The organism is Polaromonas sp. CG_9.7 (assembly GCF_015752205.1).
GTDB lineage: Bacteria > Pseudomonadota > Gammaproteobacteria > Burkholderiales > Burkholderiaceae_C > Polaromonas.
The window spans coordinates 30272-46215 of record NZ_JADOVG010000020.1; the positions used below are offsets into that span (position 1 = coordinate 30272).

Here is a 15944-nt window from a genome sequence, read left to right on the forward strand (position 1 = left end):
ATAAAAAAAGGACCTTGCCAGGCAAGGTCCTTTTTTCAGGGAAACGGGGCAGGAACTAGATCCGGCCCATCAACAGCAGCACGATCAGAATGATCACCACCAGTCCGATGCCGCCGCTGGGGCCGTAACCCCAGTTGCGACTGTGGCCCCAGCTGGGCAATGCGCCGACCAAAATCAGGATCAAAACGATCAGCAAGATAAGCGACAGGGACATGAAAACTCCTTTTTGTATGTGCCTGTATTCTTGCCCTGCGCTTGCTCGCATCAAGCAGGAAAGTGGCTGATACAGGCGTCAGGAGGCGCCTACAGTCGGGCTAGGCGCTCCAGCGCCAGGTGCAGGGTTTCGTCTTTCTTGGCAAAGCAAAAGCGCACGACACGCTGGTCAAACCCGTCGCCGTAAAACGCCGACAGGGGAATTGCCGCCACGCCGATGTCGCTCGCCAGCCAGTGGCAAAAATCATTCTCGCCCAGGTCGCTGACCTCTGAAATATCGACGCACTGGAAAAAGCTGCCTTCACTGGGCAGCAGCTTGAAGCGCGTGTTTTCCAGACCGCTGCGGAATAAATCGCGTTTTCGCTGGTAAAAAGCCGGCAGTTCCAGGTAAGGCTGGTCGTTGGCCATGTACGTGGCCAGGCCATGCTGCACCGGCGTGTTGACGGTGAACACATTGAACTGGTGCACCTTGCGGAACTCTGCCATCAGGCTGGCGGGCGCCGCGACATAGCCTATCTTCCAGCCTGTGACATGGTAGGTCTTGCCAAAGCTGCTGACGATAAAGGCGCGCGCCGCCAATCCTGCAAAACGTGCGGCGCTCTGGTGAAGGTGGCCCAGGTAGGCGTCGAACACCATGTGCTCATAAACCTCGTCGCTGATCAGCAAGACATCAGTGGGGGCCAGGAGGTCCTGAAGCTGCAGCATTTCGGCCTCGGTCCAGACCGTGGCGCTCGGGTTGTGTGGCGAATTGACGATGATGGCGCGCGTGCGGGTGCTGAAGGCTGCCTTGATCTTGTCAAAATCCGGACGAAACGTTCCGGGCGTCAACGGCACGCGGACGACGGTGCCTCCGGCCAGTTCGATGTTCGGTACATAGCTGTCGTAACACGGCTCCAGCACGATGACCTCGTCGCCCGGATGCACGATGGCCAGAATGATGGTGAGGATGGCCTGGGTGGCGCCCGCCGTGATGGTGATCTCGCTGCCCGCGTCATAGTTGCGGTCGTACAGCGCCGCCAGCTTGGCCGCAACGGCTTCGCGCAGCGCCAGGATGCCGGCCATGGGCGGGTATTGGTTCAAGCCGCGCTGCATGGCGCCGGTGACGGCTTCGACCAGTTGTGGGTCGCAGTCGAAATCCGGAAACCCCTGGCCCAGATTGACCGCGCCTTTTTCAGCGGCCAGCGCCGACATGACGGTGAAAATCGTGGTGCCCACCCTTGGCAGACGGCTGTCAATCGCTGGTGTTCGCGGCATGCTGGCGTGTGAATGAATCGGTGAATTCGGCGTCATGTTCAAACCTCGTCGTCGTTGAGGCGACCTGCCATGGCCCTGGCCACCAGGTCGCGGTTGAGCTTGCCGCTGAGCAGTTCAGTGAACTTGTAGACAAAATTGCGCAAATAGGCGCTGCGCTTGAAGGCCACGCGGGCCACATTGACACCGAACAGATGCCCTGCCGGCAATGCAATCAGGTCGGCATTGGTGCCGTCATCCCTGACAGCCATTTCCGCCACGATGCCCACGCCGAGCCCCAGCCGTACATAGGTCTTGATCACATCGGAGTCGATTGCTTCCAGTGCAATACGCGGATGCAGGTGCCGGGCGGCAAAAGCCAGGTCGATCTTGGTGCGGCCGGTGAACGACGGGTGGTAGGTGATCAGCGGTTCCTGTGCAAGGTCTTCCAGCGTGATGTGTTCCTTGCGCGCCAGCGGATGGTCTTTAGGCATCACCAGCATGTGCTGCCATTCGTAGCAGGGCAGCGTCACCAGGTCGTCGTATTGTGTCAATGATTCAGTGGCAATGCCAATTTCGGCGACTTCTTCAAGCACCATGCGCGCCACCTGGTCGGGCGAGCCCTGGTGCAGGCTGACATTGACTTTGGGAAAGGCCTCGCGCAACCGGGCCACTGGCTGCGGCAATACATAACGGGCCTGCGTATGGGTGGTGGCAATCGACAGCGTTCCACTGTCCTGCGCCGAAAACTGCTCGCCGATGCGCCGCAGGTTGCCGACTTCCCGCATGATCAGCTCAATGCTTTTGAGCACATGTTCGCCGGGCTCTGTCACGCGTTTGAGCCGCTTGCCGTGGCGCGCGAAGATTTCCACGCCCAGTTCCTCCTCCAGCTCAATGATGGCCTTTGAAACACCGGGTTGCGAGGTGTGCAGTGCACGCGCGGTCTCGGTCAGGTTCAGGTTGCGACGGACAGCTTCCTGGACAAAGCGGAATTGGTGCAGATTCATATGAAATTAATACTTGTTTTTGATTTTATGGTGCGTGAAATTTACTAAGACAAGCGGGGCGAATCAAGCGTTTTTCGCCTCCTCAAGTGCTGCGCTTGCGCCGTCGGCCAGGGCAATGTCCGCCATCAATGCGGTCATCTGCGCATATTCCCCAGCCGCTGGCAGCAGTTCAATGGCGATATCGGGATGCGCGGATTTGAGTTGTTCGATGAGCAGCGGCAGGTCTTCACGCGCATGCTTGCCCACACCCAGAAACAGCGGAAAAACTCTCAACTGGCGTGCTCCTGCGGCGACCAGCAAATCGGCTGCTTGCGTCAGGGACGGCTCGCAAATTTCTAGGTAAGCGCAGCGCACCAGAGTACCGGGCTGCCTCTCGCTGATCTGCGCGGCAACCGCTTCGATCGGCAAGCGCCACAGCGGATCGCGCGAACCGTGGGCAAACAGGACAATGCCGCATGGCGCGGGTAGGGTAATGGTCATAGGTCGTTGGAAAAGTGAAAATAACTAACTCGATGTCATCGCCTGAGCACCAGCCAGCCGAAGGCACCCATGGAAATGGCCATGTAGATCAGCCCCGGGGTGGCCGCTGCCAGCCAGGGCTGCCAGTTGCGCAGGTTGCCGATGTAGCCGAACACATTGTTGAGCAGAAAAAAGCTGATGCCGATCATGACGCCGGCAAATACGTAAGCAGTGATGCCCCCGGAGCGGAAATGCAGGTAGGCAAAGGGCAGGGCCAGCATCACCATGACCAGGCAGCTGAGCGGATAAAACACCTTGCGCCAGAACTCGATTTCGTAACGCTGGGATGTCTGGCCGTTGGCTTCCAGATGGCGGATGTAATTGAACAGGTCGATCGTGGCCATCCCGTCGGGCCTCAGCAGCGCGACAGACACCATTTCGGTACTGATTTCTGTAGGCCAGCGAAAACTGGCAACAGTGGTGCGATTCACCCGGGCTTGCTCAGGAACTGCGTTTGCACCACTGGACACGGCGAACTCTGTCCGCATGGCATTGCTCAGCAGCCAAGCGGTGCCTGATGAGAACGCCGCTTTGGGTGCTTCGGTGGTCGAGACGATCAGTCCTTTGTTGTCGAACTCGTATACACGCACGCCACGCATCTCGTTGTCCGGTGACAACTCGCTGACGTTCACGATGAAGCTGCTGCTGGCCTGCTTTTCCTTTAGCCAGGCGCCCGTCTGTCCGACCGTGATCTTGCTCTGGTAACGCGCCTTGAGCAACTGCGCCGCTCGCTCGCTGGCGGGTGAGATGTAGTCGCCCACGACAAAGCTCAGCGCGACGAAAATGGCGCCAAGCCACAACAGTAATTTGAGCGCCCGCCATGGGCCAAGGCCACTGGTGCGCAAGATGGTGTATTCCGAGCTTTGGGCCAGTCGTGCCATGACGAAAATACTGCCAATCAGCACTGAAATGGGCAGAAGTTCATAAAGGTGGTTGGGAATCAGGAGGGTGACATACAACAGGGCATGCCTAATCTGGTAGGTGCTGTCACCCGCCAGCCCGTTGTTTTTCCCCAGATACTGCAGTTCGTCAACCAGGTCGAAGAAAAAGAACAGGGCCAGAAAACCCATGGCCACCAAGGCTATCGATGTCAGGACTTCGCGGTAGATGAGGCGGCGTATGGTCTTCATGCCCGGCCTCCGGCTTGGACTGGAGACGCCGCAACGCGTGCGCGGAGCCTGCGCCCGAAGTGCCAGTTCATGTGCCGCTTGGCCAGCCATGCCAGTGACAACAGAAGAACTCCGCCATGCAGGGCCAGCAAAAGAGGGCCAAAGCCGATCAGTCCGACAAAGATCCAGTTTTGTCCCAGATTGACCAGGTTGTTGTAAACCACAAAAGCCAGCACGACAAAAATCATGTTGATGCTGCGCCCGCCACGCGGGTTGACGTTGGACAGTGCCAGGGCAACGATCACCAGATTGATGGCGGAAAGTGCCAGGCCCAGTCGCCATGCTAACTCGCCCAGATTGCTGCGCGTCGGGTCCTTGATCAGTGCACGGCTGGACATCAGCTTGGCTTCTGGCAGCGTTTCGCCCAGCAGTCCGGAATCACCGGTCTTGACGCCATATTCCTTGAAGTCACTGATTTTGAGCGCTGAACTGCCAATGTCATTCTCAAGTCGCTGGCCATTGGAAAGCATCAGGAACTGCGCATCGCCACGGGTTTCAATGCGGCCGGACTGCGCGGTGGTAATAGAGGTTTTTCCCTTTTCGGTGGCGGCAATGAAAACATTGTTACTGGCCTGCTCGCCGGCCAGGTCACGGTCAATGAAAAACACCCGGTTGCCATTGGAGGACTCCTGAAAAACGCCGGGTGTGATGCGGTCCAGATCGCCGCGCTGCTGGTAGCGGCTTTGCATGTCCTTGGTTTGCTGGTTGGTCCACGGCCAGACAAAAACCGCCATCAGGCTGATGACGATCAGCACCGGCCATGAAAAGTGAAAAAGGGGCCGCAAAAAGCCGGCCAGTCCTTGGCCGCTGGTGAACCACACGACCATTTCGCTGTCGCGGTACATACGGCTCAAGGTGCTTACCAAAGCGATGAACAGCGCAAGCGTCAAGATGGTCGGCAGGCGGCCCAAACCTGAATATGCCATGTAAAGCATCACATCCTGTGGGCTGATGGAGCCGCGCGACGCTTGGCCCAGGGTGCGTATCAGCACGATGGTCATGACGATGGTGACCAGCACCACCAGCGTGGCACCAAAACTGCGCGCCAGTTCCTTGCGTATTGAAGATTGGAATAACATTGACTGAATGGCTGCCTTGCTAGGCTGTATTTTGTGTAAGCTGGTTTATCTACCTAACCCTGAATTATGGACTTTGAACTTAAAACCCTTAACCGCGCCCTTGCCTGCTGTGAAAAAACCGATGCGCTGATTGTGCTTGTCCCTGAAGGCCTTGCGGTCGGAGGCGACGCCTTGTCCGTCCTTGCCGCACTGGCCATCAATTCAGGCGATCTGGAATCCAAGCCAGGCAAGCTGCTGAATGTCTACCGCACGCCCGGCATTGAGGCTACGCGGGTGGTGCTGGTGGGCGCAGGCGATGCCAGCGAAAAAAACGTCCGTACCGCTGTCAATGCCGCCATAGGCGTGTTGAAGACCAGCAATGCCCAACGCGCCGTTCTTTTCCTCGGCTTGCTGGGCAATGTCCAGCCCGAGACGGTACGAGCTGCCGTCGTCGCGTGTGCCGACGCCAGCTATGCATACACCACGACAAAGTCCAAGCCCGTGGCGGCAAAACTGCAGAAGCTGGCAGTTGCTGTCGACAGTCTTGCCCTTGTTCAGGCAGGTTTTGACAAGGCCATCGCACTGGTCAAGGGTATCGAGCTGGCCAAGGAATGGGCCAACCGGCCTGCCAACCATTCCACGCCGATTTTGCTTGCGGGCGCTGCCAAGGAGCTTGGCAAGCTGAAACGCATCAAGACTGAAATCCTGGGCCACAAGGAAGTCGAAAAGCTCGGCATGGGCGCATTTCTGGCAGTGGCGCAGGGCACGGCCGAACCGCTGCGCTTCATCGTGCTGCGTTATGACGGCGGCTCCAAGGACGAAGCGCCCATCGTGCTGATTGGCAAGGGCATCACCTTTGACACCGGCGGCATCTCGATCAAGCCGGCCGCCGAAATGGACGAAATGAAATTCGACATGTGCGGCGCTGCCAGCGTGCTGGGTACATTCCGGGCCCTGGCCGAACTGCAGCCGGCCCTCAACGTGGTGGGGCTCATTCCGGCCTGTGAAAACATGCCCAGCGACAGGGCTGTCAAGCCCGGAGACGTGGTGACCAGCATGAGCGGACAAACCATTGAAATCCTCAACACCGATGCCGAAGGACGGCTGGTGTTATGCGATGCCTTGACCTATGCAGCGCGCTTCAAGCCCAAAGCCGTGGTGGACATTGCCACGCTGACGGGCGCCTGCGTGGTGGCACTCGGCGGCGTGCGCAGCGGGCTTTTTTCAAGCAATGAGCCACTGGCCGAATCGCTGGCCCGGGCTGGTGACACGTCGCTCGACCTGTGCTGGCGCATGCCGCTGGATGACGATTACGCCGATGGCCTGAAAACCAATTTTGCCGACGTCGCCAATGTGGCCGGGCGTGCCGGCGGCGCGGTGACAGCTGCCAAGTTTTTACAGCGATTTGCAGCTGACTTTGCCTGGGCGCACCTGGACATTGCCGGCACCGGCTGGAAAAGCGGCCAAGCAAAAGGCGCCACCGGGCGTCCCGTGCCGCTGCTGCTGGACTTTCTGCTGGCACAGGCAACGCCCGTCGCCACGTCGCCTGCTGCGTCCAAGGCAAAGGTGGCTAAAGCACGCGCAACCGTTGCCAAAACCAGGGCATGACCGACATTGCTTTTCATTTCAACACGGCCGACAAGCTGACCTATGGCTGTCGGCTGTTGCGCAAAATCTATCTGAGCGGCATGAAAGTCGCTGTTACGGCGGAACCAGCCGTGCTGGACGAACTCGATACGCTGCTGTGGACTTTTTCTGGGGCTGATTTCTTACCCCATTGCACGCCGGCGGCATCGCCCGCCACGCTGGCGCTCACCCCGGTCGTGCTGGCGGCTTCGCCAGCTGGTTATTTTCGACAGGGCATTTTGATAAACCTGGGTAATGAACTTCCTGCCGGATTTGAGGGATATGAACGGTTGATCGAAGTAATTTCTCTATCACCGGAAGATGTACAGGCGGGGCGCAGCCGTTGGAAACATTACGCAGCACGCGGCTATGCACTGAAAAGACACGACCTAGCCCACCGGGCAACGCGCGCGTCATGACACGTTTTCACGTGCCGTCCACGAACGTGCCCACGCTGACGGACATCGTGCATCCCGAAGTCGTCCCTTCTACTCTTTCCGGCACAACAAACGATGAAAGCGCAGAGGCCAAAATTGCCGCTGCAACAAACCTGCAAGCGCTGATGGTTCAGCGGGTTGTGGGGCATGCCAGCGGGGTGCTGGAGAAGCGCTTGCCTGAATTCACCGAGCAACTGATCCGCGCGCATGTCCAAGTCCTGATGCCTCTGTTGATCGTTGAAATTGAACGGGTCGTGCGAGAGTCGGTTAGCCAGGCATTTGAGCAAGAGGTGGCTGTGTCTCATGGGCAGAAAGAAACTTAGAAATCTATGTCGTCGCGGACCTTGCATGTATAAATTTCTTACATAAAAGTTACATAAAAGTTACAAAAAGTTAGGGTAAACCCTCTAATCAATCAGAACCTAGGGACGTTGCTATGGTGCAGGCCTAGAAATTGCGTTATGTTCTGCCCAGTTGAGTAAAAAAATGTTCTCAACATTCACAGGTAATTTTCTAACCGGAGTTTTTTTATGCAAATGAAATTGAAATTGACAGCGTTGGCAGCACTTGCGATGGTGGGCGGCTTGGCTTCAGCTCAGGATGCTGTCGTGAAAATTGGCCATGTGGCGCCGATGTCCGGTTCACAGGCGCATTATGGAAAAGACAATGAAAACGGCGCACGCATGGCTGTTGAAGAGTTGAATACCCAGAACATTGTCATTGGCGGCAAGAAAATCAAGTTTGAGCTGGTGGCGGAAGACGATGCTGCTGATCCAAAACAGGGCACAGCAGCTGCACAAAAACTGTGCGACTCCAAGGTTGCCGGCGTGGTTGGACACCTGAATTCGGGCACGACGATTCCTGCATCCAAGGTCTACAACGATTGCGGTATCCCGATGGTGACGGGTGCAGCTACCAACCCCAGCCTCACCAAGCCAGGTTACAAGACAACCTTTCGAATTATTGCGAACGACAACGCCCTGGGTGCGGGTCTGGCCTTTTATGCAGCCGACGCGCTGAAACTGAAAAAAGTTGCCATCATTGACGACCGTACGGCCTACGGCCAAGGCGTTGCCGAAGTGTTCAAGAAGACCGCCTTGGCCAAGGGCATGACCGTGGTCGACGAGCAGTTCACCACCGACAAGGCAACCGACTTCATGGCTATCCTGACGGCTGTGAAATCCAAGAATCCGGATGCTATCTTCTTTGGCGGAATGGACCCACAGGGTGGTCCGATGTTGCGTCAGATGGAACAATTGGGCATGAGCAATGTCAAGTATTTCGGCGGCGACGGTATCTGTACGGCAGAACTGGCTCGTTTGGCTGCAGGCGCAAAAACCATCGGCAATGTGGTATGCGCTGAAGGCGGTGCGTCCTTGGCGAAAATGCCTGGTGGCGAAGCCTGGAAAAAGCGTTATGACGCTAAATATCCCAACCAGTTTCAGGTCTACAGTCCATACACTTATGACGCAACCTTCTTGCTGGTCGATGCTATGAAGCGTGCCGACTCAACCGATCCCAAGGTTTACACGGCCGAGCTGATCAAGTCGAATTTCAAAGGTGTCACGACTACCATCGGCTTCGAGCCAAACGGTGAGTTGAAGAACCCTGCCATCACCTTGTACGTCTACAAAGACGGCAAGAAATCGGCGCTGAACTGACTTTTGTTCTGGCCTCCGGTGGCCAGTTGACCAGGATGAGGCAATAGTTCCGCCTTTCCAACGCCTTGTGCAATATTTTGCGCAAGGCGTTTTCAATTGCCTTTCTGCATATTTCACACTGTCATATGGATAGCTCTTTCTGATCACGTAAGTATCAGAAAAAAAATAATCAAAGATCGTAGACAGCCGCTTAACAAGGCGCCAGCTTTTCCCCATCAAAATGAAAGCTATTTCAAGCGCAGACCGTACCGTTATCAGAATCGCGAAATTTTAAGTGACAGGCAAGGCCAGCTTATTTCCCAAGCCGTCGTCACCAGTCCTTTTTGTCGAGTTCACTGGACCGAATTCCTAAAAAATGGCTCCTCGCTAACGTATATTACCGCTGATAAAAACCAAATTAAAAAGACTGATCCTGCTTGCTGTATATGCTCTAGTAGCTATTAATTAGATAGCAAAAAATGTTGAATTTATTGTGCCGAAATTTGGCGGCGCAGCTTGAAGCGTGAGCAGTTCAAGAATGGACAGGCAAGAAAAAACCCCAAGTAATTCAATTACTTGGGGCTGAATCGTGGCGGAAGAGGCGGGATTCGAACCCGCGGTAGGTATAACCCTACGCACGCTTTCCAGGCGTGTGACTTAAACCGCTCATCCACCCTTCCGCGAAGCTCTAAATTATAGCAGTCGCCCGGAGCGGCTTTGCCGGTCAGGTGCAGGAAATTGCCGGTTAATGCACCGTCCCTTGAAAGCGGTGCTTTTCGAGTTGCGCCATGGTCACGAACTGAAGTGCATTTGCATGCGTGGCATCCAGGATCACAGGCGGTGCCACACCGGCCTCCAGCGCTTCGCGCCAGCGCAGGGCGCACAAGCACCAGCGGTCCCCCGGGTTCAAGCCGGAAAAACGGTACTGGTGCATGGGCGTGACCAGGTCGTTGCCTGCAGCCTTCGAAAAATCCAGGAATTGCGCCGTCACCCGGACGCAGATCAGGTGCGAGCCGTGGTCGCTGGCGTCGGTGTTGCAGCAGCCGTCGCGTAAGTATCCAGTCAGCGGATCGTAAGAGCACGAAGCGAGTTCAGTGCCCAGAACGTTTTTTGCTTTCATCGTTGTTTCCCTTTCCAAAAAAACCTGGCCAGACAGCACTCAGGCCTGGCTGGACTGCACCATTTTCATGGCTGAGGTGATCAGCGTAGAAACTTCGGTCATATTGCTGGGAACGATCAGCGTGGTGGTTGCATCGCTGGCGACCTGCGAATACGCCGCGACTGCTTTTTCTGCCACTTTCAACTGCACAGCCAGCTCGCCGCCGGGTTGACGAATCGCAAGGGCAACGAGTTCGATGGCCCTGGCATTGGCTTCTGCTACAGCAAGGATGGCTGATGCCTCGCCTTGTGCGTTGTTGATGGCGGCCTGTTTTTCACCTTCAGAGCGGGCAATGAAAGCTTCGCGTTCGCCGGTTGCAATGTTGATCTGCTCCTGCTTTCGGCCTTCGGATGCGGCAATCAGTGCGCGTTTTTCACGTTCCGCCGTGATTTGCGACTGCATGGCGTGCAGAATTTCCTTGGGTGGCGTCAGGTCCTTGATCTCGTAGCGCAGCACTTTTACGCCCCAGTTCAATGCTGCCTCGTCAATCGCCGCGACTACCTGCGCATTGATGATGTTGCGTTCCTCGAAAGTCTTGTCCAGCTCCAGCTTGCCGATGACCGAGCGCAGCGAGGTCTGGGCCAGTTGGGTCACGGCCACAAGGTAGTTGGACGAGCCATAGCTGGCCCGCATGGCATCGGTCACTTGGAAATACAGGATACCGTCCACTTGCAACTGCGTGTTGTCGCGGGTGATGCAGACCTGACTGGGCACATCAAGCGGGATTTCCTTCAAGCTGTGCTTGTAGGCCACGCGGTCAACGAAAGGAATCAGAAAGTTCAGGCCAGGCGGCAAGATACTAAGGTATTTACCCAAACGTTCGACGACCCAGGCATTTTGCTGCGGCACCACTTTGATGCTCTGCACGACAAAGATGCCCGCCAGGATGAGAAAGACAATTGCAATTTCCATGAAATACCCTTTACTTTGAATTCAGGTGAGGGGCCTTCCGTGGGTGGCCCTGGATCCGACCCATATGCTTTTTTTACAGTGGTTCGATAACCAGGCGATTGCCGCGCATTTCCTTGATGCGGAAGTTTCCCGGGCTTGATGGCTCTCCGGGATCAGCAGCAATGGCAGTCCACTGTGCTCCGCGGAAATGCACAATGGCCGTGCCGTCTGCATTCCACCGCACCACGTGAACCGTTTCACCAATGTCCAGGTTAACGTCCTGATTGAACCTGGCCGCCAGGGGGGCAGGGCCCTGACGGCGGCTCCAACGCCATGCTGCCACAGCGCCGCCGCCAATGGCGCCCGCTATCAGCATCTGGCCTGTCAAGGCAATGCCCAGCGTTGCCGCCAGCGCACCAGCCACCAGTCCGGCGGCAAGCATCAGAAGATAAAACGTGCCTGTCATAAGTTCCACGGCGACCGCTGCGCCTGCCAACAGCCACCAGATGCCTGCTTCGCCCATGATGTTTCCTTTTTATCAGTTGTTCTCTCTATTTTGAGCCAGATCAACGCGGTGCAACCTGAAGGACACAATACATCCTTACACTTCGCAGTCTGAAAAAAGTCTTTTCATCTTGGAAAATTGACCACTCAAGAGATAAGCGAAAATTCAGCTTCTGCATGCACAAGGAATTGCGCGGCTTTCATTGCTTGCCCGTGTGCGCTTCGTGCTTTTCTCATCCAACCGTTCAGGCTCAACCTGTCTATGCCTTTTGAACGTTTATTTTCATGCCCTCCGACAGGTTCAGGGCACCCTCAACCGCTGCATACGCCATGAAATTTCGCTTTCCGATTGTCATCATTGACGAGGACTTCCGTTCCGAAAACACTTCTGGCCTGGGCATCCGTGCGCTTGCCCAGGCCATTGAAACCGAGGGCTTCGAGGTACTCGGTGTGACCGGCTACGGCGATCTGTCGCAGTTTGCGCAGCAGCAAAGCCGTGCCAGTGCGTTTATCTTGTCGATTGACGATGAAGAATTCACGCCCGGTCCCGACCTGGACCCTGCCGTGCTGGACCTGCGCAAGTTTATTGCCGAAGTGCGCCGTAAAAACCTGGACGTACCCATTTACGTCTATGGTGAAACCAAGACCTCGCGGCACATTCCGAACGACATCTTGCGCGAACTGCACGGCTTTATCCACATGTTCGAGGACACGCCCGAGTTCGTGGCGCGCCACATCATCCGCGAAGCCAAGAGCTACCTGGAAGGCGTGCAGCCGCCGTTTTTCAAGGCGCTGCTGGACTATGCCGAAGACGGATCATATTCGTGGCATTGCCCTGGCCATTCCGGCGGCGTGGCGTTCCTGAAAAGCCCGGTTGGCCAGATGTACCACCAGTTCTACGGCGAAAACATGCTGCGTTCGGACGTTTGCAATGCGGTCGAGGAACTGGGCCAGTTGCTGGACCACAACGGCGCCATTGGTGCCAGCGAGCGCAATGCGGCACGCATCTTCAATGCCGACCACTGCTTTTTCGTGACCAATGGCACTTCGACGTCGAACAAGATGGTCTGGCACCACACGGTGGCACCGGGCGATGTGGTGGTGGTGGACCGCAACTGCCACAAGTCGATTCTGCACGCCATCATCATGACCGGTTCAATCCCGGTGTTTTTGAAGCCAACGCGCAACCATTTCGGCATCATTGGTCCGATCCCGCAAAGCGAATTCGAGCCTGACGCGATTCGCGCCAAGATTGCGGCCAACCCCTTGCTCAAGGGCGTGGACGCGGCCACCGTCAAGCCGCGCGTGTTGACGCTGACGCAATCGACCTATGACGGCGTTCTCTACAACACCGAGACCATCAAGAGCATGATCGACGGCTACATCGACAACCTGCATTTTGACGAAGCCTGGCTGCCGCACGCTGCATTTCATCCGTTCTATGGCACCTACCATTCGATGGGCAAGAACCGCATTCGGCCGAAAAATGCTGTGGTGTACGCGACCCAGTCGATCCACAAGTTGCTGGCCGGTATCAGCCAGGCCAGCCATGTGCTGGTGCAGGACTCGCAAAACGTCAAGCTCGACAGGCACCTTTTCAACGAGGCTTACCTGATGCACACCTCGACGTCGCCGCAGTACAGCATCATCGCCAGTTGCGACGTCGCAGCCGCCATGATGGAGCCGCCCGGCGGCACCGCGCTGGTCGAGGAAAGCATTGCCGAGGCGCTGGACTTTCGCCGCGCCATGCGCAAGATCGCCGAAGAATATGGCAGCGACTGGTGGTTCAAGGTCTGGGGACCGGACAAACTGGTCGAAGAAGGCATTGGCGAGGCGAAGGACTGGATCATCAAGGGCGAGTCGCGCAGCGCCAAGACGGCCAAAAATGGCGCCAACAACTGGCACGGCTTTGGCCAGATGGCCACCGGCTTCAACATGCTGGACCCAATCAAGTCGACCATCGTCACGCCTGGCCTGGACCTGAACGGCAAGTTTTCCAAGACCGGCATTCCGGCCAGCATCGTCACCAAGTTTTTGGCCGAGCACGGCGTGATTGTGGAAAAGACCGGCCTCTACAGCTTTTTCATCCTGTTCACCATCGGCATCACCAAGGGCCGCTGGAACACGCTGCTGACCGCGCTGCAGCAGTTCAAGGACGATTACGACAAGAACCAGCCGATGTGGCGCATCCTGCCCGAGTTCTGCCAAAAGTTTCCCAAGTACGAGCGCATGGGGCTGGCAGACCTGTGTCAGCATATTCACACCCTGTATGCCAAGTACGACATTGCCCGCCTGACAACCGATGTGTACCTGAGCGACCTGGCGCCCGCCATGAAACCGAGCGATGCCTATGCGCACATAGCCCACCGCACGACGGACCGAGTTGAAATTGACCACCTGGAAGGCCGCATTACCGTTGGTCTGGTGACGCCTTACCCGCCGGGCATTCCGCTGTTGATTCCGGGCGAGGTATTCAACAAAAAAATCGTTGACTACCTGAAGTTTTCTCGCGAATTCAATGCGCAGTGCCCCGGTTTCGAGACCGATATCCATGGCCTGGTCGAGCAAACCGATGCCAAGGGCAAGGTCCGTTACTACGCCGACTGCGTCAAGTTGTAGTTAGGAGTGGCCCGCCAGATGCGCGGGTCAGGGGGGAAAGGTCGGTCCAGCGATGGCGCCAGCCTTTTTGTTGCGCGCCGGTTTTTCTTAATCTTCTCGAACCCGCATGAAGCTGGCAAAGCGCGGAATGCCGCTGTCATTGAGACCCCGAAAACGGTAGGTTATGCGTGCGCCGATGGCAGGCGGATTTTGCCGCTGGGCATCGCTGAAACCAGTGCCCAGCTTGAAGCGCTGCGCAGGTTTGTTGCCAGTCGCCGGAATTTCCACCAGCAATGCGCCCAGCTTGCCGGCATGTTTGCCTTGACCAGAAAGATGGGCCACGACACGTGCTTCGCTGTCTTCGTGGGTCTTGAGCTTGAGCAGGTCGTCGCTGCGCATCCCCTTGTAAAGCGAGGTGCCACGGTGCAGCATCAAGCCTTCGCCGCCATTTTTAACCGTTTTGTCCAGCAGCGCGCGAAGTGCCTGCGGGCTGGCCACTTTGGACTGTGCGACTGCCTGCACCCAGAGTTGGTCAATCCGGCTCACAACGCCGTGAAGGACCGGAATCCGTTCGGTGAAGGTGCCGGTTTGCGCGGGGAGGTCGAACACCATGAAACGCAGCTTGTGCCAGGCGGCGTCCTGGGGTGTTTGCTGGCGCACGGTGGAAACGGCTCTGGCGAACTGCCCATGCCCTGCCCAGAGTTCGCCATCCATGGGCTCTTTTGGCCAGCCGGCTGTGAACCAGGCCGGGGCAGCCACATGTTCACCGCCCCGTGTCCAGAGGGCCTGGCCGTCCCAGTAGCCACGAACACCGTCATATTTTTCACTGACCCAGTAATCGGCCAGGACCGTGCCGTCGCGATACACATTGGCCAGCATCAATGACGGCGCCGGTGAATGCACTGCCAAAACCGGGGTGGTTTGGGCAGGGGCCGCCGCAGGATACAGGAGCGACGCGGCAAGGGCCAGACTGATCAAGGACAGAAGGAAACGCCGCTGCATCATGAACCGTTTGATGAATGCTATGTATTAAATAGCTGTAAGCGCAGGCTGGACGTGCGCAAAAGGTCTATTTTATATAAATTCAGGCCACCGACTCGCTGTCGCGGCTGGCGCCTGCCGTGGCGTTAAAGCCGCAGTCCACATAGGTGATCTCGGCAGTCATGCCTGACGCCAGATCGCTCAGCAGGAACGCGGCCACATTGCCTACATCGTCGATCGTGACATTTCGGCGCATTGGCGAAGCCGCTGCCACCATGCCCAGCAACTTGCCAAAGTCCTTGATGCCGCTGGCCGCCAGGGTCTTGATCGGGCCGGCACTCAGGCCGTTGACGCGCATGTCCCGAGGGCCGAGCGATTCAGCCAGGTAACGCACTGATGCTTCCAGGCTGGCCTTTGCCAGGCCCATGGTGTTGTAGTGCGGAATGATCCGGTCTGCGCCCAGGTAGGTCAGCGTCAGCACAGCCGATTTCGGGTTCAGGTAGGGCAGAGCCGCCTTGGTCATGGCTGGAAAGCTGTAGGCGCTGATGTCATGCGCAATGCGGTAGTTCTCGCGCGACAGGCCGTCAAGGAAGTCGCCGGCAATCGCTTCGCGCGGCGCATAGCCGATGCTGTGCACAAAGCCGTCAAAGGTCGGCCAGGTCTTGGTCAGGTCGGCAAAAAGTTTGTCGATCTGCTCGTCTGAGCCAACATCGCAGTCAAAGATCAGGGTGGAGTCAAAATCGGCCGCAAATTCGGTGATGCGGTCCTTGAAACGCTCGCCCACGTAACTGAACGCCAGTTCGGCGCCCTGTGCGTGGCAGGCCTTGGCAATGCCATAGGCGATAGACCGGGTGGACAGCACGCCCGTGATCAACAGTTTTTTGCCAGCGAGAAAACCCATTTTTATGCTCC

At 57.0% G+C, this 15944-nt stretch carries 16 protein-coding genes and 1 tRNA gene; 5 read left to right on the top strand and 12 right to left on the bottom strand.

Annotated elements, in window-relative coordinates; all coding sequences use genetic code 11:
* Nucleotides 1-55: 55 nt before the first annotated feature.
* From IWX87_RS16575 to lptF, 6 genes are all read right to left on the bottom strand, one after another.
* Nucleotides 56-214 (bottom strand): DUF3309 family protein, encoded by a 159-nt coding sequence (locus IWX87_RS16575; RefSeq protein ID WP_084181217.1) that lies wholly within the window; start codon nt 212-214, stop codon nt 56-58.
* A gap of 89 nt (nt 215-303) precedes the next feature.
* Nucleotides 304-1467, bottom strand: a complete 1164-nt coding sequence (locus IWX87_RS16580) for a pyridoxal phosphate-dependent aminotransferase (RefSeq protein ID WP_196864666.1) — start codon at nt 1465-1467, stop codon at nt 304-306.
* A 38-nt stretch (nt 1468-1505) separates the two neighbouring features.
* Nucleotides 1506-2450, bottom strand: coding sequence for a CysB family HTH-type transcriptional regulator (locus IWX87_RS16585; protein ID WP_196864628.1), 945 nt, complete (start codon nt 2448-2450; stop codon nt 1506-1508).
* Between the two features lie 63 nt (nt 2451-2513).
* Nucleotides 2514-2930 (bottom strand): sirohydrochlorin chelatase, encoded by a 417-nt coding sequence (locus tag IWX87_RS16590; protein WP_196864629.1) that lies wholly within the window; start codon nt 2928-2930, stop codon nt 2514-2516.
* A 35-nt stretch (nt 2931-2965) separates the two neighbouring features.
* Entirely contained in the window at nt 2966-4099 is a 1134-nt protein-coding gene (gene lptG, locus IWX87_RS16595; RefSeq protein WP_196864630.1) for an LPS export ABC transporter permease LptG, read from the bottom strand.
* Nucleotides 4096-5217, bottom strand: coding sequence for an LPS export ABC transporter permease LptF (gene lptF, locus IWX87_RS16600; RefSeq protein WP_196864631.1), 1122 nt, complete (start codon nt 5215-5217; stop codon nt 4096-4098). Before lptF ends, lptG begins: the two co-directional genes overlap by 4 nt.
* A gap of 66 nt (nt 5218-5283) precedes the next feature.
* Between lptF and IWX87_RS16605 the strand changes: the two genes are divergently transcribed.
* The 4 genes from IWX87_RS16605 to IWX87_RS16620 all read left to right on the top strand — a co-directional run bounded on the left by IWX87_RS16605 (nt 5284) and on the right by IWX87_RS16620 (nt 8920).
* On the top strand, nt 5284-6804 hold the full coding sequence (locus IWX87_RS16605; RefSeq protein WP_196864632.1) for a leucyl aminopeptidase: 1521 nt from the start codon (nt 5284-5286) through the stop codon (nt 6802-6804).
* On the top strand, nt 6801-7241 hold the full coding sequence (locus IWX87_RS16610; RefSeq protein WP_196864633.1) for a DNA polymerase III subunit chi: 441 nt from the start codon (nt 6801-6803) through the stop codon (nt 7239-7241). Before IWX87_RS16605 ends, IWX87_RS16610 begins: the two co-directional genes overlap by 4 nt.
* Entirely contained in the window at nt 7238-7582 is a 345-nt protein-coding gene (locus IWX87_RS16615) for a hypothetical protein (protein WP_196864634.1), read from the top strand. Before IWX87_RS16610 ends, IWX87_RS16615 begins: the two co-directional genes overlap by 4 nt.
* Nucleotides 7583-7789: 207 nt before the next feature.
* Nucleotides 7790-8920, top strand: coding sequence for a branched-chain amino acid ABC transporter substrate-binding protein (locus IWX87_RS16620; protein WP_196864635.1), 1131 nt, complete (start codon nt 7790-7792; stop codon nt 8918-8920).
* 569 nt (nt 8921-9489) lie between these two features.
* On the opposite strand, the gene IWX87_RS16625 is transcribed toward IWX87_RS16620, so the two are convergent.
* From IWX87_RS16625 to IWX87_RS16640, 4 genes are all read right to left on the bottom strand, one after another.
* Nucleotides 9490-9579, bottom strand: a tRNA-Ser gene (locus tag IWX87_RS16625).
* Between the two features lie 65 nt (nt 9580-9644).
* Nucleotides 9645-10019, bottom strand: a complete 375-nt coding sequence (locus IWX87_RS16630) for a DUF2237 family protein (RefSeq protein ID WP_196864636.1) — start codon at nt 10017-10019, stop codon at nt 9645-9647.
* Between the two features lie 39 nt (nt 10020-10058).
* On the bottom strand, nt 10059-10970 hold the full coding sequence (locus IWX87_RS16635) for an SPFH domain-containing protein (protein WP_196864637.1): 912 nt from the start codon (nt 10968-10970) through the stop codon (nt 10059-10061).
* 73 nt (nt 10971-11043) lie between these two features.
* Nucleotides 11044-11472 (bottom strand): NfeD family protein, encoded by a 429-nt coding sequence (locus tag IWX87_RS16640; RefSeq protein ID WP_196864638.1) that lies wholly within the window; start codon nt 11470-11472, stop codon nt 11044-11046.
* Between the two features lie 311 nt (nt 11473-11783).
* Here IWX87_RS16640 and IWX87_RS16645 point away from each other — a divergent pair, with 311 nt between their 5' ends.
* On the top strand, nt 11784-14072 hold the full coding sequence (locus tag IWX87_RS16645; RefSeq protein ID WP_196864639.1) for an arginine/lysine/ornithine decarboxylase: 2289 nt from the start codon (nt 11784-11786) through the stop codon (nt 14070-14072).
* Between the two features lie 87 nt (nt 14073-14159).
* Here the strand turns inward: IWX87_RS16645 and IWX87_RS16650 are convergent, their stop codons facing one another.
* Both IWX87_RS16650 and fabI read right to left on the bottom strand, forming a co-directional pair.
* Entirely contained in the window at nt 14160-15053 is an 894-nt protein-coding gene (locus tag IWX87_RS16650) for a DNA ligase (RefSeq protein WP_196864640.1), read from the bottom strand.
* Between the two features lie 82 nt (nt 15054-15135).
* Nucleotides 15136-15933 carry an enoyl-ACP reductase FabI gene (gene fabI, locus IWX87_RS16655; protein WP_196864641.1) on the bottom strand — a complete coding sequence of 266 codons (798 nt, stop codon included), beginning with the start codon at nt 15931-15933 and terminating at the stop codon, nt 15136-15138.
* Nucleotides 15934-15944: the final 11 nt, after the last annotated feature.